This is a genomic window from Lentzea chajnantorensis (genome assembly GCF_054300775.1).
In genome coordinates this window covers 4,095,513-4,112,710 of record NZ_JBSDZT010000002.1, presented here as the reverse complement: position 1 = coordinate 4,112,710, position 17,198 = coordinate 4,095,513, and the positions used below count along the sequence as shown (strand labels likewise).

Here is a 17,198-nt window from a genome sequence, read left to right as displayed (position 1 = left end):
TCAATCAAGCTGGTGATCTGGTCGGCTTGGTCGGCGGGACTGCTCAGCTGGGATGATTTCGGCCGTAGTAATAACACCACGAGCCGCGGAACTGCTGTTTTCCACTCGCCATCGGCGACGCGTTGTCCGGGTGCACTCCCGAAAGAGCCGGGAGGTCCGGGACGGCGGTGCCCGTCGATCCGCTCGACGACGCCGATCCCGTCGTGCCGGGCAAAGCGAGCGGCACAGCGGGCGACTGCCCTTCCGGCGACTGGACCGGCAATTGGACCGGCGTCTGGGCCGGTGGCGCCACGTCAGGCGCGGAGGTCTGCTCGGCCTTCGCCGGCACGACCTGCTGGGGCAGCGCCACCGCGGGCGCCTCGGGAACAACGGCCGGCACCACGGGTGCGACCACCTCCGGCGGGGCCGATGGCAGTGGCACCAGCGGTTCCACGACCTGCGGAGGTGGAGCGTCCCGCACCACGCCCACCACGGGGGCGAGCACCGGCGCGGTCACGGGCCGCAGCGGCTCCAGCACCGGGTCCAGGGTCTGCACCGCGGTGTCGACCACGGGTGTCAGCAGCGGTGCGGTCACCTGGGCGATCGGCGCCACCACCTCGGCCACCGGGGACACGAGCGCGTCCAGCAAGCCCGAGTCGTTCTCGTCGGCATTCGCCACTCCCGCCGAGAGCAAGCCGAATCCCAAGAGGAACCCGGCCACTCCCAGAGTTCGCCGCAGCGTTGTGGAACATGTTGATTTCATGCGTATCACCCCCTTTCGCTGAATCAGCACCTGTCATCGAGGCATTCGGTGCCCCACGGGTGCCGGTTCACTCGAAAGTGGAAGTTTTTCTTTTGCTCCAGGTCAGCGATCTGAATTAGTTTGAAACACGCATTTCCCGCTACTTTGCGACACCGTTCGAGGCCGATGGGTCAACGCGGAGTGAGAGCGCGGCGGAGCGGCCGACTGGATCATCGGCGATCAGCGGTCCGTGGGTTACGGTGGTCGGCGTGCTGACGACCACGTCGCCTGCGACCGGGCATCAGGTGGCCGAGCGGATCAGGCGGCTGGAGGCGCGGCTGGTCCGCGACCACGACGAGGTGCCACCGAGCCTCGTGCACGAGTGGGTCGAACGCGCCATCGCCCGCTTCGGCGGCGCGCGCGTGCGCGACTACGTCCCGCTGCTGGTGGAGCGCTCGGTGCGGGCCTCCGCGCAGGGCTTCTCCTCCGGCTCACCGGAGCTGCCGGGCACGTGGCTGTCGGCCTGGGCCCGCAACACCGCCCGCCGCCTGCTCGCCACCGAGCTCCCCCGCCGCTGGTCGCACACCGCCGGCGTGGCCCGCCGCGCCGAGCAGGTGGCCCGCGTCCTGCCCGCCGGCCAGCGGGACCTGCTGGTGGCGGCCGCCTGGGTGCACGACATCGGCTACGCCTCCGAGCTGGCCGACACGGGCCTGCACCCGGTCGACGGCGCCCGCTACCTGCGCCGCGCCGGGATGTCCCCACTGCTGTGCGGTCTCGTCGCCCACCACTCCGGTGCCGCCGCCGTCGCCGAGCTGACCGGCCTGGCCGGCGCCCTGACGGAGTTCCCCGACGAACGCGGCCGGCTGCGCGACGCGCTCTGGTACGCCGACATGTCCACCTGCCCCGACGGCCACGCGATCACGGTCGAGGCCCGGCTCGCGGAGATCCGCCGGCGTCGTGGCCCCGACGACCCGGTGGTGCGCGCGCTCGCGCTCAACGGCGAGGAGCGGCTGGCCGCGGTGCGCCGCATCCACCGGCTGCTGCGCCGGGCGAGCTGACCTCAGCCGCGGCCGGCCTCCGGCCACCGGAAGATCCCCGAAGTCGCCATCACCACCCGCCGCCGCGCCTTCTCCTCGTCGTCCCCGAACCGGTCGATGGCCCAGGACAGCGCCAGCACCAGCTCGAACACCTCGTCGGCGCTGATCTCCCCCGCCACCTGCCCTGCCTCCTCGGCCGCGTCCAGCAGCACCCCGACCCGTTCCACCAGCGGCGCGTTCGCGGAGTGCAACGCCGAGCTGTCGTCGTCGTGCGCGGTCGCGAGGCACACCGGCAGGTCGTGCCAGATCCGCAGTCCCCAGCCCACCCGCACCAGCCACTCGGCCAGTGCCTCGGCCGGAGGCAGTGCACGGGACAGCTCGTCGGCCTCGGCCAGCGCACGGGCGTAGAAGCCCTCGATGACGGCGGCCACCAGGTCGTCGCGGGTGGGGAAGTTCCGGTAGAGGGTGGCGTTGCCGACACCGGCGCGCAACGCGATCGCGTCGAGCGAGGCGAGCACTCCCTCCGCCTCGAACGTCTCCCGCGCGGCGGCCAGGATCGCGTCGCGGTTGCGCTGGGCGTCAGCGCGAAGAGGGCGTGTTCCAGCCAACGCAACTCCTCCTCGACAAAGTGGGGAGTGTCCCCACATACTCGTATCCGGGGAAGCTCCCCACTTGTCCCAGGAGTGTAGATGACCTACGACGACCTGACCGGGCTGCGGATCTCCGTGGCCGACGGCATCGCCACCGCCACGCTCGACCACCCGCCGCTGAACCTGATGGACGGCGTGCTGGTGCCGTCGTTGCGCGGCTTCGTCAACCGGGTGCGCCACGACACCGGCGTGCGCGTCGTGGTGTTCGACAGCGCGGACCCGGAGTTCTTCAGCGCACACGGCGACATGGCCTACCTGACCGACCTAGCGGCGTTGCCCGCCGCCACCGCCGCCGCGATCGCCGCCGCGCCGGACGTGCCCGTCCCGGACGGCATGAACATCCTCCAGGCCGTTGCCGACGAGGTGCGCAGGCTGCCGCAGGTGACCATCGGCAAGATCGCCGGCTTCGCCCGTGGCGCGGGCAACGAGTTCCTGATGGCGCTCGACCTGCGCTTCGCGGCCATCGGCCGGTCCGGTCAGGCGCAGCCGGAGGCCGTCATGGACATCCTCCCCGGCGGCGGTGGCACCGTGCTGATGACCCGGCTGCTCGGCCGGGAACGCGCGCTGGAGGTGCTGCTCGGGACCGACCTGGTCGACGCCGAGCTGGCCGAGCGGTACGGCCTGGTCAACCGGGCGCTGCCCGCCGACGAGATCGACGCGTTCGTCGACCGGCTGGCCCGCCGGATCGCCCGCCTGCGCCCCGAGGTCGTCGCCGCGATCAAGGCCACCGTCGAGACCATCGCGCCGAAGATCCCCCACGAGGCCTACGCCGTGGAGAACGCCGCCCTGTACTCGCTGTTCACCGAGGACATGGTCGCGTCCGCCCACCGCCAGCTCGCCGCCGGCGTGCAGACCCGCGAGGGGGAACGCGACCTCGAAGGTCTCCTCGACGGGCTCTGACCGGCACGGCGACGCCGGTGACGTGGGCGGTGCGGATCGGCAGGAGGTGGGCGCGGTGAAGCGGACGCCCCAGCCGCCCGCCCGGAGGGTCCGGGAGCACGGGTGGCTGGTTCCGGAGGAACGAGATGTCCCGCACGGACAAGACGAAACCGGCGTGGGTGCGGCACCGCGAGCACGGCGGCCGGCCCTGCACGACCACCGGAGCGGCCCCTGCGACCTGCCGCCACTGCCCACCGGGGAGGACACCGGCACCCGGTGCCGCGGTCACACCTGGACGTAGCCGCCGTCCACGAACAGCTCCGCACCGTTGACGAAGCTCGCGGCGTCCGAGGCGAGGAAGAGCGCGGCCGCGGCGATCTCGTCCGGGTCGGCGACCCGGCCCAGCGGCACGGCGCTCGCGAGCTCGTCGAGGAACCCGGACCGCTGGTCCTCCGCCACCAGGCCGACCAGGCCCGGCGTCTCGGTCGGGCCGGGGCTGAGCACGTTGACGCGGAAGCCGCGCGCCTTGGCGTCGCGCGCCCAGCTGCGGACGAGGTTGCGCACCGCGGCCTTCGAGGCGCCGTAGACCTCCAGCCCCGGGTCCGGCCGGAGCGAGCTGGTCGAGCCCGTGACGATCACCGACGCACCGGGCGACAGCAGCGGCAGCGCCTTCTGCAGTCCGAAGATGACACCCTTGACGTTGCCGGCGAACGTGCTGTCGAACTGCTCCTCGGTGATCTCCTCCAACGGCGCCATCACGCCACCGCCCGCGTTGGCGGCGAGCACGTCGATCCGCCCCGCCTTCTCGCGCACGACGGCGTAGAGGGCGTCGAGGTCGGCGAGCTTCCCGACGTCGGCCCGCACGGGCACGACCGCGTCACCCAGCTCGGCCGCGACCGCGTCGAGCTGCTCCTGCCTGCGGCCGGTGACGAAGACCCGTGCGCCTTCGGCGACGAACCTGCGCGTGATGGCCAACCCGATCCCGCTGTTGCCGCCGGTCACCACGGCCACCTTGTCGGCGAGCACACCGGACATGAAGCACCACTCCCTAGTTCTTGACTGGTTCGTCCATAACTTAGGCACTTATGGACGATTCAGTCAAGAACTGGGTACGATGAGGCATGCCACGTCCGCGGAAGTTCGACGAGTCAGCCGTCCTGGCCGCCGCACGCGACCAGTTCTGGTCGGCCGGGTACGCCGGCACCACGATGGACGCCGTCGCCGCGGCCACCGACCTGGGCAAGGGCAGCCTGTACGGCGCCTTCGGCGGCAAGCAGGAGCTGTTCCACCGCGTGTTCGACGACTACTGCGCGCAGGCGGAGGACGGGGTCCGCCGCGAGCTGACCGGCCCCGACGAGGAGGCCTTCGCGCGCCTGACCGCCCACGTGCACGGCATCGCGGCCTCCGTCGCCGCGGACACCGCGCACCGCGGGTGCCTGCTCGCCAAGGGCACCGCCGAGCTGGCCGAGCACGACCCGGTCGTCGCGGCCCGCGCGCTGCGGACGTTCGACGAGCTCGAACGCCTCCTGGTCGCCGACATCGAGGCGTGCCAGCGCCACGGCGACCTCTCCCCCGGCGCCGACCCGCACCGGCTGGCCGCGCTCGTGCTCACGGTGTTGCGCGGCATGGAGGCCCTGGGCAAGGCGGGCAAGGACGCGCGCTTCCTGGAGGCGGTCGCGGAGAGCGCGCTCGCCGCGCTCCCGCGACCCTGAGCGCCGTCAGACCCTGGCCTGCTCCCGGACCGGCCTGACGGCGTCCGGCACGCGCCCGCCTTCGGGATAGGCGCAGGTGAAGGTGCCGCGGTAGCCGAAGAGCGGCCCGAACCGGTGGTTGGTCACCTCGACGTCGATGCGGAACCGGCCGAGGTCCTCGTCGTAGGACTCGCGGACCGTCGCGGCGCCGGTCACCAGGCCGGGGACGCGGAAGTGGAGCGGGCCCTCGTGGAAGCGCTGCTCACCGCTGCGGATCAGCAGCCCGCCGCGGTCGTCCACGGACAGGTCGAGGTCGACCGAGACGTGCTGGTGGGTGCCCAGGTAGTCCACGACACGGCCGCGTTCGGGGCTGTAGATCATCGTGGCGTCCCACCGCCGGGGCCGCTCGAAGGCGAAGGTGCGGACGAACGTCATCGTCTCCCGGCCCAGCGAGTCGCGGTAGGGGTAGTTCTCGATGGTGAAGGGGACGTCGCTGCCGTGGCCGGGGAGCAGGATGTGGCGCTTGGCCCCGAGCCACAGGAACGGCCGGGTGAAGCCGCGCCCGTGCCACACCCGGTCCATCGTGCCGGTGCCGACGCAGGCGATGCCGTCGTCGCTGGTGAAGCCGAACCGGCGTTGCAGCTGCGGGTGCAGGCGGTCGAAGTCGGCGCCGAGGGCGCGCTGGAAGATCGACGTCACGGGTGCTCCAAGGTCAGCAGGGTCGAGGGCGCCGTCGACGACCGGCGGTCCGGCGGCGTGCGCCGGCACCTCCTGGCGGCCGGGGTGGACGGCAGCGGCGGGGCCAGCAGGGCGGCGAGGGTGAGGGCCGCGGCGAGCACGGCGGGCCCGGACAGCCAGGCCACGGCGCAGACACCGGCCCTCGTGCCCGCGTCCAGCAGCGCCCACCGCAACGACACCTCGGGCCGGACGCCGCGTTCGAGCCACAGCCGGAGCCGGTCGAACGACCAGGCCGTCCCCCACCCCATCAGCAGGCGGAACGGGCGGTCGGCCAGCGCTCCCAGCCGCCCCCAGCCGGGCCGGTAGTCGTAGCCGGTGAGGAACCGGACCCCCGCGGCAGTCGGCACGTACCGCCAGTACCCCGACCCGGCGCGGATCGGGGACAGCGGGTGCGCCGAGCTGAACCGCAGCGCCGACGTCCGCGAGCCGTCGGCCTTGACCCGCTCACCGACGCTGACCCCGGTCCCGTCCACCTCCAGACCGGGCAGGACGCGGACCGAGTACCGGAAGCGCTGCTCCGCGTCCTGGTCCGCCTTCGGCAGGTGGTCGATCGTGGTGAACCGCAGGTCCCACCGCTGGTGCTGGTGCGGGTCCTGGGTCCGCAGCCACACGTCGTCGAGGTCGGCCCTGATCACCGTCTCCACGTAGAGCGTCCGCCGCCGCGCCATGGCACTCCCTCCTGTTTGAGCAGTTGCTCAAACAGGAGGGTAGCCGGATTTGAGCAGATGCTCAAACAGGGCGTTGAGCTGGGGTTACTTCGCCTTCCCGGCCGTCTTGCGGAGTTTGGAGCGCAGCGCGCGCACCGCGATCGGCCCGAGGTCGTCCACCACTTCGATGAGCACGGCCAGCCGGTCGAGGGCGTCCATGGCCGCCTTCGACCCGTCCGGGTCGACGCCCTCGTACAGCTCCAGCCCGATGAACCCGGCGCTCACCGCACGGGCGAGACCCGCCGTGTCGATCAGGTCGGAGACCGGGGAGCCGGCCAGCGACCGGGTCAGCGCCCGCTCGATCGGGTTGATCCACAACCGCAGGGACGCCGCGGTGGCCTCGGCGAGCCGGGGGTCGGTCTGGGCGCCGGCCAGCAGCTGGGCGAGCACCATGACGTTGCCCTGCGCCCGTTCCTCGGCGTGCAGCGCGCGGCCCAGCTCCAGGAGCCGGCGCAGGTCGGTGATCTGCTCGAGCCGCTCGGCGAACAGCTCGACCCGCGCCTGCGTGGCGGCCAGGCACGCGGCCTGGAGCAGGTCGTGGACGGTGCCGAAGTGGTAGAAGACCAGCGCCTGGTTGACCCCGGCGGTGGCCGCGATGCTGCGCGCCGTGGTGCCGGTCAAACCGTGCGTGCGAATGGTCTCGATCGCGCCGTCGATCAGGCGTTGTCGGGTGTCGGCCACGGCATCACCGTAGAGGCCCGCGCCGGGCGCCCGAGGTGAGGCGGCCCTCGACTGGACGCGCACCGGACGCGCCGGTACCGGTGGGTGCTCCACGGCCTCACAGGGCGCACCGACCGGCGGGTCACCGACGAGCCGTTCCTGTCACCACGCACCGCCGAACACCACGTCGCCTGCGCGATGCGGAAGCGGGACGTCGGGTCCCGCGCTGCCGCCTCGGTGCGGCGGCGGTGTCGAACTCGGTCCTCGTGACCCTCGACCTGAGGTCACCACCGGCCCCAGCGGCTCCAGTCGGCGAGGGCGTACGACACGACCACGACCTGCGGACTTGATCGAATTCGGCCGGGCGTTCGCGCCAACCGGAGATCATGGTGTAGGGTGGTCCCCATCAGTCATGGTTACGAAGTAGAACTCGCCCGTGATCAGTATCACGGGCTTTTTGCTGTTTCAGCGTTTCCGCAGGCCGTGGCGGATGATCCCCAGGCACCCGCGACAGTGCGGATGCCAACTCATCACAGGAGTGCACATGGCTACCGGAACCGTGAAGTGGTTCAACGCCGAAAAGGGCTTCGGCTTCATCGAGCAGGACGGCGGCGGCGCCGACGTGTTCGTCCACTACTCGAACATCGCCGCGCAGGGCTACCGGGAGCTCCAGGAGGGCCAGAAGGTCTCCTTCGAGGTCACTCAGGGTCAGAAGGGCCCGCAGGCGGACAACGTCGTTCCCGCCTAGTTCTGCGTCGGCTGCCGGTCCGCTCGTCGGACTGAGCTGGTCACACCGAAGCCCGGCCTGGGTCCACCGATCCCGGCCGGGCTTTGACGTGCGCGGTGGCCGCTCGCCGGCTCCGGTGCCACCACCCGCCGCGCCGAGCCGGACCGAGCGTCGTGCGCTGGTCGAGCAGGCCACCGACTTCGCGGACTCCTCGTTCACCGCCGGCACGGCTGATCACGCCGATGGAGCGCGAGTGGTGTGCCGCTCGACGTCCGGGGTACTCGACCGAGCGACCCCGACGGGAGAGAGCCCATGCGTGGCGACATCGAGACCTACTTCGAAGACGGCCGGTGGAAGAACAAGGTCCAGGGCAACGACCAGGTCTCCAGCACACACCTCACCAAGCAGGACGCGGCCGCGAACGGTCGTGAGATGGCGATCGTGCACGCGGTGGACCACATCGTCCGGGGCCGCGACGGGGTGATCAGCGAGCACGACGTCTACCCCCGCGGCCGCGACCCCCACACCTTTCCCCGCTGATGCCGCTGTCGGTGTTCTCGCACCGGGAGTGCGAGAACACGGCACGACCTGGTCGGCGGGTGAGGAACGGCGGGGTGGCGACCGCGGAGCCTGCCCGGCGACGCGCCCGCAAGCCGCCGGCGAGACCGTACTGCGCGCCGCGGGCATGCGCGCAGTACGGAGAAGAAGTTAAACCTGATGCGGTCACGCAAGGCGTGGGCCCAGACCTCGCTACGTCCACGAGCGACTGGAATCAGTCGACGTGGTGGAGGAATGCTGTGCCAGCCGTGGACGACCGGCCGTTGTTCGGCGGTGTGAGCGAAGGTGCGCGCACCTGATGGGCCGCATCGGTCGGTGAGCGACGCACGAGCGGCGGTGATGGCCGCGCTTCGGGACAGCGGGAGCGGGCTCGACACCATGGCGCGCGTGATCCGCGCGTGCGTGGACGTGCTGCCGGTCGACGGCGCCTCGATCTCGGTGATGAGCAGCCCGCGGGAACGTGAGACGTTGTACGCCAGCGACGAGATCGCGACGAAGATCGAGGACGTCCAGTTCACCCTGGGCGAGGGCCCGTGCTTCGAGGCGTTAGCGAGCCGCAAACCCGTGCTGGTTCCCGACCTGCCCCGTGCGTCGGTCCTGGAGTGGCCGGTGTTCGCGGCTGCCATCGCCGCGCTGCCCATCGGCGCGATCTTCGCGTTCCCGCTGCAGGCGGGGGCGATCGGCATCGGCGCGCTCGACCTCTACCGCAGGCAGCCCGGCTGGCTTTCGGCTGACGAGCTCACCATGGCGCTGGAGGTGGTCGACGTCGTGACCGCGGTGCTGCTCGGTCTGCTCCTGAGCGAGGTCGACGACACCACCGGCCTCCGCAGCGTCATGGCACCCGGTCGCGAACAGGTCCACCAGGCGACCGGCATGCTCATCGCCGCCCTCGGCGTCCCCGCGGAGGAGGCGCTGTCCCGGTTGCGGGGCTACGCCTTCGCGAGGGGCAGGTCGCTGGACGAGATCGCCAGGGACATCACGAGCCGCAAGCTGTCACCGCTGGAGCTCGCCACATGACCACGTACGACACAGCACTCCCGTCCTGGGCGGCACCCACCGCAGGAAGACCAAGACAGGAGCTGGTGATGAGCGATAACGCACTGTCCACGACAGAGCGGGAGTCGCGGTTGCTCAGGGCGCTCGTCCAGCTGGCGGACACGCTCGTCGACGACTACGACGTGGTGGACGTGCTGCACCGGCTGGTCGAGCACTGCGTCCACCTGCTGGATGCGACGGCGGCCGGGTTGATGCTGTCCGACCAGCACGGCGGCCTGCGGGTGGTGGCCTACTCGTCGGCCCAGACCCACATGCTCGAGCTGTTCCAGCTCCAGGCGAGCGAGGGCCCGTGCATGGACTGCGTGCACAGCGGTGAGGCTGTGCTGGTCGCGGACCTGACGACGGAGGTGCGGCGGTGGCCCCGGTTCGCACCGCGCGCCGTCGAGGAGGGTTTCGCCTCCGTGCACGCGGTGCCGATGAGGTTGCGCCGCGAGACCGGGCTGCTCAACGACGAGGACCTGCTGGTCGTGCGCGCGCTGGCGGACACGGCGACGATCGGGATCTTGCAGGAGCGCGCGATCCGGCGCGGTGAGGTCGTCACCGAGCAGCTGCAGACGGCGTTGAACAGCCGGGTCGCCATAGAGCAGGCCAAGGGGGTGCTGGCGTTCGCCGGGGATCTTGAGATGGAGCAGGCGTTCCACACACTGCGCAGCTATGCGCGCAACGGCGGTCGCCGCCTGGCCGACGTGGCCAGGGAGCTCGTCGTCGGAGAGCTGCGGCCCGAGGACCTGCTCTCGGTGCGGCGTCGTCCTTCCGACGTGTGATTCCGACTCACGTCGCCCGCACGCCGACCGCGGGCTGCGCTCACCGCGTCACCGCGTGTGGGACCCACCGGGTCCGGGTAGTCTGATCTCGCTGGTAACAAGGAACAACCGCCCGGACCCGCGGTCTCATCACCTCGTCGTGAGGAGAACGCCGTGGGCGTCAGCACCGAGTCGATCGCGTTCACGCGCAAGAGGATCGCGCTCGTGTCCCAGCAAGCCAGTCCGCTGACCGATCCGGGTGCGACCGGTTCCGGGAGCCAGAGCCGCCACGTGGCGGGGCTCGCCGCCGCCTTGGCCGCGCTCGGCCACAGGGTCGTCGTCTACACGCGGCGCGACCACCCGCACCTTCCGCAGCACGTGCAGACCCCGCAGGGCTACGAGGTCGTGCACGTGCCGGCCGGGCCGGCCGCGGCGCTGGACGCGGAGGAGGTCCTCGGCCACGCGGGCGACTTCGTCGAGTTCCTCGAACGCGCCTGGACCTCGCAGCGCCCCGACGTCGTCCACGCCCACGGCTGGCAGTCCGGCATCGCGGCCGTGCTGAGCGCGCGGAGGAGCCTGGTGCCCGTCGTGCAGACGTACCACTCGCTGGGCCCGGCGCAACCGCAGGACCGCTGTGCGACGGACCGCGACTCCACCAAACGCCGCACCGTGGAGCGGCTCGTCGGTCACGAGGCCACCCGCGTCGTCGCGACCTCGTCCGCGGAGGCCCGGGCCGTGCTGGGGATGGGCGTGGACCGGTCGAAGCTCGTCGTGGTGCCCACCGGCGTCGATCTCGACCTGTTCGCGGCAGGACAGGGGACCACCGACCGGAATCCTCCGCGCAGGATCGTCTCGGTGGGCAGGCTCTTGCCGCACAAGGGGTTCGACGACCTGATCCGCATCCTGTCCACTGTGGACAACACAGAGCTGGTGATCGCCGGCGGGGGCGCGCAGGGCGACGTCCGCGGTGACGCGGAGAGCAGGAGGCTGCTCGCGCTGGCCCGTTCGACGGGTGTCGGCGACCGCGTCGTGTTCGCGGGCCACGTGCCCTACGCGCAGCTGCCCGTGCTGCTGCGGTCCGCTGACGTCGTGGTGTGCACGCCGAGGCACCAGTCGTCCAGTGGCGTGGCGCTGGAGGCGATGGCCTGTGGCACTCCTGTTCTCGCCACCCCGGTCGGCGGTCTGGTCGACCTCGTGGTGGACGGGCTGACCGGGGTGCTGGTCCCGCGCGACCGACCGGAGGCGACCGCCAAGGCGTTGAGGGCCCTGCTCGCCGACGGCACGTACCGCGATCTGCTCAGCGTCGCAGGACACGACAGGGCACAGGCGCGGTACTCGTGGCAGCGGGTCGCCTCCGACCTGGTGCGCACCTACTCCACGGCGGTGAACGCCCGCAGTGCCGGTACCTCGGTGGTCGGGTCGCGGTCCTCCCGCGCGCGGACGGGGTCGACACCGAGGTGAGCGCGGCGGCTCCCCCGCCGCCGCCCCGGACACCGATACGCCGGACGCCACCGCCCCCGACCACCACCGCACGTCACGGGGGCACCGCCGTCACCACCGGCGCCGCCTGGCCGGCCAACGCCCGTACGCCCTCTCCCGTGCCGCGACCGGCTCGAACACGTTGCCGGAGGTGGGTGAGACCGTCTCCCTCGTCAGTGCCGCGAGGCGGAACAGCGGCCCGACGAGCCGGTCGTAGAGCTCCGGCAGGCAGCGGAACACCGAGACGATCAACGGGTTCGCCGGGCCGACCGGCACGGAGACGTGCCGGCGCGGCCGGTCGGCCAGGCGCACGATCGCGGCGGCGACGCGATCCGGGCTCAGCACCGGGACCGGTGGGCGTGCCGCACGTCCGCCGTAGTTGGCGGCCTGGTCGTACACCGGGGTGTTGACGCTGCCGGGGCTGACGATGCACACGTGCACGCCTCGTTCGTCGCGGGTTTCCTGTTGGAGGGTGCGCAGCAGCGCGCGCTGGCCCCACTTGGCCGCGGTGTAGGCGCCCATCCGCGGAACGGTGATCGAGCCGAGCAGTGAGTTCACCCCGATGAACACCCCCGTGCGCTGACGCCGCAGGACCGGCAGGACCGCTTGGGCGAGGTGGAGCGTGCCGTGGACCGCGGTGTCGACGACCGAGGTGAACACGGCCGCGGGCATCGACTCGACGGGTCCGTAGGCCATCACCGTGGCGGTGTGCACGACGACGTCGATGCGGCCGTGCAGCTCCAGCGCCTTCGTGACGATCCGGTCGGCGGCGGCGGGATCTCCGACGTCGTCGACGACGACGTCCACCGCGGCCACGCCCACCGCGCGGCAGGCCTTCTCCGCGGCGTCGAGCGCCTCTCCGCTGCGGGAGACCAGCACGACGTCGTCCCCGCGGAAGGCGAACGCCGTCGCCGCGGCGAGCCCGATCCCGCTGCTGGCCCCGACCACGAGCACGACGCGCCCCGTCACGGGTTCAGCACCACCTTCACGCAGCCGTCGCTCTTGGCGCGGAACACCTCGTACCCGTGCGCGGCGTCGGCGAGCGGGAGGCGGTGCGTGGTCAGGTCCAGGGTGCCGAGCGGATCGGCCGGGTCGAGCACGAACGGCAGGATGTCGTCGGTCCAGCGGCGCACGTGGGCCTGGCCCATCCGCAGCTGGATCCCGCGGTCGAACATCTCCATCATCGGCATCGCGTCGAGCTTCTCCGCCGTACACGCCGGACACCGACACCGTGCCACCGCGGCGCACTCCCTTCACCGCGGTGTGCAGGGCGTCAAGGCGGTCCAGTGCGACCTTGTCGATCACCTTCTGGGCGATGCCGTCGGGGAGCAGTCCAGCGGCCTTCTGCGCCGCGGCGACCAGTCCCCCGCCGTGGGCCTCCATGCCGACGGCGTCGATGGTGGCGTCCGGCCCGCGGCCGTCCACCATCTCGACCAGCGCGGCGGCGAGTTCGTCGGAGCCGCCGAACTCGTCGAAGTCGACGGGTTCCGCGCCGTGCCGTTCGGCCAGCGCGAGACGTTCGGGCACCCGGTCCACGCCGATCACACGGCCGGCGCCGAGCAGCCGCGCGATCCGGACGGCGAACTGCCCGACCGGGCCGAGGCCGAGCACGGCGACGGTGCCGCCCGGTGGCACGTCGGCGTACCGCACCGCCTGCCACGCCGTCGGCAGGATGTCGGACAGGAACAGGAACTGGTCGTCGGGCGTGCCGTCCGGAACGACGATCGGCCCGAACTGGGCCTGCGGCACCCGCAGGTACTCGGCCTGGCCGCCGGGCACCGAACCGTAGAGCGAGGTGTAGCCGAACAGGCTCGCGCCCTTGCCCTCGCCGCGCACCTGCGTCGTCTCGCACTGCGCGAACAGGTCGCGCTCGCACATCCAGCAGTGCCCGCACGAGATGTTGAACGGCACCACGACCCGGTCGCCCACCTTGAGGTGGCCGGCCGCCTCGGCGCCCACCTCCTCGACGACGCCCATCGCCTCGTGGCCGAGCACGTCACCCGGTTTCAGGTAGGGCCCCAGCACCCCGTACAGGTGCAGGTCCGATCCGCAGATGGCGGTCGAGGTGACCCGGACGACCGCGTCGGTCGGTTCCTCGATGCGCGGGTCCGGCACGTCGACGACCTCGACGTTCTCATTGCCTTGCCATGTCAGCGCTTTGATGACATCTCCTCGGTCAGGTCACGGCCGAGCTGACCGCGGACGGTGTCCGCGAGCTCGTCCCAGCTGTCGGTGAACTTGCGGACCCCCTGGCGTTCCAGCTCGTCGGTGACCTCGCGGTAGTCGATCCCGAGCCGGCCGATCTCGCTGAGCACGTCGCGGGCGGGGCCGTAGAGCTCCCCCGGCACGAGAGGTGGTACCGAGCCGTGGTCGGCAAAGGCTTCCAGGGTGGGCCTGGGCATGGTGTTGACGGTGCCCGGGATGGCCAGTTCGGACACGTACATCGTGTCCGGGTAGGCGGGGTCCTTCACCCCCGTGGAGGCCCACAGGGGCCGTTGTGGCCGGGCTCCCGCCTCGGCCAGGTGGCGCCAGCGCTGCGTGGTCAGGCTCGACACGTGGATCTCGTGGGCGAGGCGGGCGTTGGCGATCGCCGCCTTTCCCTTGGCCGCGAGCGCGCGGTCGGTGCCGATGGCGTCGAGGCGCGCGTCGATCTCGGTGTCCACGCGGGAGACGAAGAACGAGGCCACCGAGTGGATGCCGGCCAGGTCGTGCCCGTTGAGCCGGGCCGCCTCCAGACCGGTGACGTGGGCGTCGACCACCTCGTGGTAGCGGTCCAGGGAGAAGATGAGCGTGACGTTGACGCTGATGCCCTCACTGATGACCGCGGTGATCGCGTCCAGTCCGGCGGTGGTGGCCGGGATCTTGATGAGCAGGTTCGGCTCGTCCACCACCGACCAGAGCAGACGGGCGCGGTCGACGGTGGCCTGCGGGTCGTGGGCGAGGCCGGGGTCGACCTCCAGCGACACCCTGCCGTCGACACCGCCCGTGCGGTCGTACACCGGGCGCAGGACCTGACAGGCCGCCCGGACGTCGTCGGTCGTGATGGCGAAGACCGTGTCCTCGACGCTCGCCTCTGCCTCCGCGAGGCGCCTGAGCTGCGGTGTGTAGCGCTCGCCGCGTGCCAGCGCGGAGGCGAAGATCGTCGGGTTGGTGGTGATGCCGACGACCCCGCGGTCCGCGACCAGCGCCTTCAGGCGGCCGTCGGAGAGGAGCTCGCGGGACAGGTCGTCGAGCCAGATGGACACGCCTGCGGCGGCGAGTTCGGTGAGCGGGTCGTGGCCCGTGGCCATGATGCCTCCGTGGTCGGGAAATCCTGGTGGTTCAGGCGGGGCGGTCGCCGGTGCCGCCGGTGGTGGGCGCGGTGCTGCGCTGCACACCTCCCGGGCGGACCGACGTGACCGCGTCGTGCAGGCAGTCGTGCGCGGCCTCCGCGACCGCAGTGGCGGTGACGCCGAACTCCTCGTAGAGGCGGCGGTGGTCGGCGGAGGCGCCGAAGTGTTCGAGCGACACCATCCGGCCGGCGTCGCCGACGACGTCGCGCCAGCCCTGGGCGACCGCGGCCTCGACGCTCACGCGGGCCCGCACGCCCGGCGGGAGCACTTCGTCCCGGTAGGACGGTTCCTGCGCGGCGAACCACTCGAGGCAGGGCATCGAGACCACGCGGGCCTCGACGCCGTCCTCTGCGAGCAACGCGCGGGCGTCGAGGGCGATCTGCACCTCGGACCCGGTCGCGACCAGGACCACGTCCGGCTCTCCTGGTCCGGCGAGGACGTATCCGCCCCGCGCGGCGCCCTCCGCCGGGGCCAGGCCGCCGGGACCGCGGTCGAGCACGGCGACGTCCTGCCGCGTCAGGACCAGACCGGCGGGACGGTCCCGGTTCTCCAGAATCCGCCGCCAGCACACCGCTGTCTCGTTGGCGTCGGCCGGGCGCACGACGTCCAGACCGGGGATCGCGCGCAACGCGGCGAGGTGCTCGACCGGCTGGTGCGTGGGTCCGTCCTCCCCCAGCCCGATCGAGTCGTGGGTCCACACGTGGGTGACGGGCAGCTGCATGAGGGCGGCCAGCCGGATCGCGGGCCGCTGGTAGTCGCTGAAGACCAGGAACGTACCGCCGTACGGGCGGGTCAGGCTCTGCAACGCGATGCCGTTGAGCGCGGCGGCCATGGCGTGTTCGCGGATGCCGAAGTGCAGGGTGCGCCCGTAGGGACCGCCTTGCCACTTCGTGGTCTGCTTGCCCATCGGGACGAACGACGGCTCGCCGTCCATCGTGGTGTTGTTGCTCCCGGCCAGATCGGCCGATCCACCCCACAGCTCCGGCAGCACGGGAGCCAGTGCCGAGAGGACCTTGCCCGACGCCGTGCGGGTCGCCATCCCCTTCGGGTCGGCGGGGAAGACCGGCAGGGCGTCGGTCCAGCCGTCCGGAAGCCGCTGATCGCGCAACCGGTCCAGCAGCGCCGCGCGGTCCGGGTTCGCGGTGCGCCAGCGCGCGTAGCCGGCTTCCCAGCGCTCGTGGGCGGCCGCACCGCGGTCCAGCACCGCACGGGCGTGCGCGAGCACCTCGTCCTCCACCGCGAAGCTGCGCTCCGGGTCGAAGCCGAGCAGGGTCTTGACGGCGGCGACCTCCTCGGCGCCGAGCGCGGACCCGTGCGCCTTGCCGGTGTTCTGCAGGGTGGGCGCGGGCCAGCCGATGACGGTGCGCAGCACGATCAGGGACGGACGGCCGGTGTCCGCCTTCGCCGCCTCGACCGCGGCGAGCACCGCGTCCACGTCCTCGACGTAGCGGCCGGTGCTGGTCCAGTCGACGGACTGGACGTGCCAGCCGCAGGCGGCGAAGCGGGCGGCCACGTCCTCGCTGAAGGAGACGTCGGTGTCGTCCTCGATGGAGATGTGGTTCGCGTCGTAGAACGCGACGAGGTTGCCGAGCTCCTGATGCCCCGCGAGCGAGGAGGCCTCGGCGGTGCCCCCCTCCATCAGGTCGCCGTCGGAGGCCAGGACGTACACGTGGTGGTCGAACGGGCTCTGCCCCGGCGCGGCGTCCGGGTCGCGCAGTCCGCGTTCGCGGCGAGCAGCGAGCGCCATGCCCACCGCGCAGGCGAACCCCTGGCCCAGTGGTCCGGTGGTGATCTCCACACCGCGGGTGTGGCGGTACTCCGGGTGGCCGGCGTGGCGGAGTTCCAGGTGCGCAACGAGGCCAGGTCGGTCAGTTCCAGCCCGTAGCCGCTCAGGTAGAGCTGCGCGTACAGCGTCAGGCTCGTGTGGCCGCAGGACAGGACGAACCGGTCGCGGCCGAGCCACTGGTCGTCGGCGGGATCGTGCCGCATCACCTGCTGGAACAGCAGGTAGGCCAACGGTGCGAGGCTCATCGCGGTGCCGGGGTGGCCGTTCCCCGCCTGTTGGACGGCATCGGCGGCCAGCACGCGGACGGTGTCCACGGCACGGACGTCCGCGTCGGTCCAGCCCGCGGCCTGCGCGACCGGCAGCGGCAGGGACGGGTCGCGGTGAAGTGGTGCGGTGGCCGTGCGTGTCATCTGTCGAGGCCTTCCCGGAAGCTC

16 protein-coding genes and 3 pseudogenes are annotated in these 17,198 nt (G+C 72.0%); 8 read left to right on the top strand and 11 right to left on the bottom strand.

Features of this window, described 5'->3' with window-relative positions:
• Window positions 1–43: 43 nt before the first annotated feature.
• A complete protein-coding gene (locus ACVDFE_RS20850; protein ID WP_458431502.1) occupies window positions 44–658 on the bottom strand; it encodes a hypothetical protein in 615 nt (204 codons plus the stop codon).
• Window positions 659–990: 332 nt separating this feature from the next.
• On the opposite strand from ACVDFE_RS20850, the gene ACVDFE_RS20845 reads away from it, so the two are divergent.
• Window positions 991–1,779 (top strand): HD domain-containing protein, encoded by a 789-nt coding sequence (locus tag ACVDFE_RS20845; protein WP_458431501.1) that lies wholly within the window; start codon window positions 991–993, stop codon window positions 1,777–1,779.
• A 2-nt stretch (window positions 1,780–1,781) separates the two neighbouring features.
• On the opposite strand, the gene ACVDFE_RS20840 is transcribed toward ACVDFE_RS20845, so the two are convergent.
• Complete coding sequence (locus ACVDFE_RS20840) at window positions 1,782–2,366, bottom strand: TetR/AcrR family transcriptional regulator (RefSeq protein WP_458431500.1); 585 nt, start codon at window positions 2,364–2,366, stop codon at window positions 1,782–1,784.
• Between the two features lie 81 nt (window positions 2,367–2,447).
• Here ACVDFE_RS20840 and ACVDFE_RS20835 point away from each other — a divergent pair, with 81 nt between their 5' ends.
• Window positions 2,448–3,308 carry an enoyl-CoA hydratase/isomerase family protein gene (locus ACVDFE_RS20835; RefSeq protein ID WP_458431499.1) on the top strand — a complete coding sequence of 287 codons (861 nt, stop codon included), beginning with the start codon at window positions 2,448–2,450 and terminating at the stop codon, window positions 3,306–3,308.
• A gap of 264 nt (window positions 3,309–3,572) precedes the next feature.
• Here ACVDFE_RS20835 and ACVDFE_RS20830 read toward each other — a convergent pair whose 3' ends face one another.
• Complete coding sequence (locus tag ACVDFE_RS20830) at window positions 3,573–4,322, bottom strand: SDR family NAD(P)-dependent oxidoreductase (RefSeq protein ID WP_458431498.1); 750 nt, start codon at window positions 4,320–4,322, stop codon at window positions 3,573–3,575.
• Window positions 4,323–4,408: 86 nt separating this feature from the next.
• Here ACVDFE_RS20830 and ACVDFE_RS20825 point away from each other — a divergent pair, with 86 nt between their 5' ends.
• On the top strand, window positions 4,409–4,999 hold the full coding sequence (locus ACVDFE_RS20825) for a TetR/AcrR family transcriptional regulator (RefSeq protein ID WP_360393161.1): 591 nt from the start codon (window positions 4,409–4,411) through the stop codon (window positions 4,997–4,999).
• A 6-nt stretch (window positions 5,000–5,005) separates the two neighbouring features.
• On the opposite strand, the gene ACVDFE_RS20820 is transcribed toward ACVDFE_RS20825, so the two are convergent.
• From ACVDFE_RS20820 to ACVDFE_RS20810, 3 genes are all read right to left on the bottom strand, one after another.
• Complete coding sequence (locus ACVDFE_RS20820; protein WP_360393159.1) at window positions 5,006–5,677, bottom strand: DUF4166 domain-containing protein; 672 nt, start codon at window positions 5,675–5,677, stop codon at window positions 5,006–5,008.
• A complete protein-coding gene (locus ACVDFE_RS20815; RefSeq protein WP_360393156.1) occupies window positions 5,674–6,384 on the bottom strand; it encodes a hypothetical protein in 711 nt (236 codons plus the stop codon). The genes ACVDFE_RS20820 and ACVDFE_RS20815 overlap by 4 nt, the downstream gene beginning before the upstream one ends.
• A gap of 84 nt (window positions 6,385–6,468) precedes the next feature.
• The gene (locus ACVDFE_RS20810; RefSeq protein ID WP_458431497.1) at window positions 6,469–7,104 is read right to left on the bottom strand and encodes a TetR/AcrR family transcriptional regulator; all 636 of its coding nucleotides are present in this window, start codon (window positions 7,102–7,104) and stop codon (window positions 6,469–6,471) included.
• 523 nt (window positions 7,105–7,627) lie between these two features.
• Here ACVDFE_RS20810 and ACVDFE_RS20805 point away from each other — a divergent pair.
• From ACVDFE_RS20805 to ACVDFE_RS20785, 5 genes are all read left to right on the top strand, one after another.
• A complete protein-coding gene (locus ACVDFE_RS20805; RefSeq protein WP_086661517.1) occupies window positions 7,628–7,831 on the top strand; it encodes a cold-shock protein in 204 nt (67 codons plus the stop codon).
• Between the two features lie 291 nt (window positions 7,832–8,122).
• Complete coding sequence (locus ACVDFE_RS20800; RefSeq protein WP_360393150.1) at window positions 8,123–8,350, top strand: DUF2188 domain-containing protein; 228 nt, start codon at window positions 8,123–8,125, stop codon at window positions 8,348–8,350.
• Window positions 8,351–8,683: 333 nt separating this feature from the next.
• The gene (locus tag ACVDFE_RS20795; RefSeq protein WP_458431496.1) at window positions 8,684–9,385 is read left to right on the top strand and encodes a GAF and ANTAR domain-containing protein; all 702 of its coding nucleotides are present in this window, start codon (window positions 8,684–8,686) and stop codon (window positions 9,383–9,385) included.
• A 68-nt stretch (window positions 9,386–9,453) separates the two neighbouring features.
• A complete protein-coding gene (locus tag ACVDFE_RS20790; protein WP_458431495.1) occupies window positions 9,454–10,188 on the top strand; it encodes an ANTAR domain-containing protein in 735 nt (244 codons plus the stop codon).
• 153 nt (window positions 10,189–10,341) lie between these two features.
• Complete coding sequence (locus ACVDFE_RS20785) at window positions 10,342–11,628, top strand: glycosyltransferase (protein ID WP_360393141.1); 1,287 nt, start codon at window positions 10,342–10,344, stop codon at window positions 11,626–11,628.
• A 90-nt stretch (window positions 11,629–11,718) separates the two neighbouring features.
• Here ACVDFE_RS20785 and ACVDFE_RS20780 read toward each other — a convergent pair.
• From ACVDFE_RS20780 to ACVDFE_RS20760, 5 genes and pseudogenes are all read right to left on the bottom strand, one after another.
• Window positions 11,719–12,594 (bottom strand): annotated as a pseudogene (locus ACVDFE_RS20780) (SDR family NAD(P)-dependent oxidoreductase); the annotation flags it as partial.
• A gap of 17 nt (window positions 12,595–12,611) precedes the next feature.
• A pseudogene (locus tag ACVDFE_RS20775) lies at window positions 12,612–13,809 on the bottom strand (zinc-dependent alcohol dehydrogenase).
• Complete coding sequence (tal, locus tag ACVDFE_RS20770; protein WP_458431494.1) at window positions 13,797–14,936, bottom strand: transaldolase; 1,140 nt, start codon at window positions 14,934–14,936, stop codon at window positions 13,797–13,799. The pseudogene ACVDFE_RS20775 and the gene tal overlap by 13 nt, the downstream one beginning before the upstream one ends.
• A gap of 31 nt (window positions 14,937–14,967) precedes the next feature.
• A complete protein-coding gene (locus ACVDFE_RS20765) occupies window positions 14,968–16,017 on the bottom strand; it encodes a transketolase-like TK C-terminal-containing protein (protein WP_458434368.1) in 1,050 nt (349 codons plus the stop codon).
• Window positions 16,018–16,125: 108 nt separating this feature from the next.
• Window positions 16,126–17,174: pseudogene (locus tag ACVDFE_RS20760) on the bottom strand (transketolase); the annotation flags it as partial.
• Window positions 17,175–17,198 lie beyond the last annotated feature (24 nt).

Bases quoted from the DNA above. Each gene is read 5' to 3' on its own strand.
- ACVDFE_RS20815 (WP_360393156.1), bottom strand. From the start codon at position 6,384: ATGGCGCGGCGGCGGACGCTCTACGTGGAGACGGTGATCAGGGCCGAC.
- ACVDFE_RS20765 (WP_458434368.1), bottom strand. From the start codon at position 16,017: ATGGCGACCCGCACGGCGTCGGGCAAGGTCCTCTCGGCACTGGCTCCC.
- ACVDFE_RS20805 (WP_086661517.1), top strand. From the start codon at position 7,628: ATGGCTACCGGAACCGTGAAGTGGTTCAACGCCGAAAAGGGCTTCGGC.
- tal (WP_458431494.1), bottom strand. From the start codon at position 14,936: ATGGCCACGGGCCACGACCCGCTCACCGAACTCGCCGCCGCAGGCGTG.
- ACVDFE_RS20790 (WP_458431495.1), top strand. From the start codon at position 9,454: ATGAGCGATAACGCACTGTCCACGACAGAGCGGGAGTCGCGGTTGCTC.
- ACVDFE_RS20835 (WP_458431499.1), top strand. From the start codon at position 2,448: ATGACCTACGACGACCTGACCGGGCTGCGGATCTCCGTGGCCGACGGC.
- ACVDFE_RS20800 (WP_360393150.1), top strand. From the start codon at position 8,123: ATGCGTGGCGACATCGAGACCTACTTCGAAGACGGCCGGTGGAAGAAC.
- ACVDFE_RS20830 (WP_458431498.1), bottom strand. From the start codon at position 4,322: ATGTCCGGTGTGCTCGCCGACAAGGTGGCCGTGGTGACCGGCGGCAAC.
- ACVDFE_RS20825 (WP_360393161.1), top strand. From the start codon at position 4,409: ATGCCACGTCCGCGGAAGTTCGACGAGTCAGCCGTCCTGGCCGCCGCA.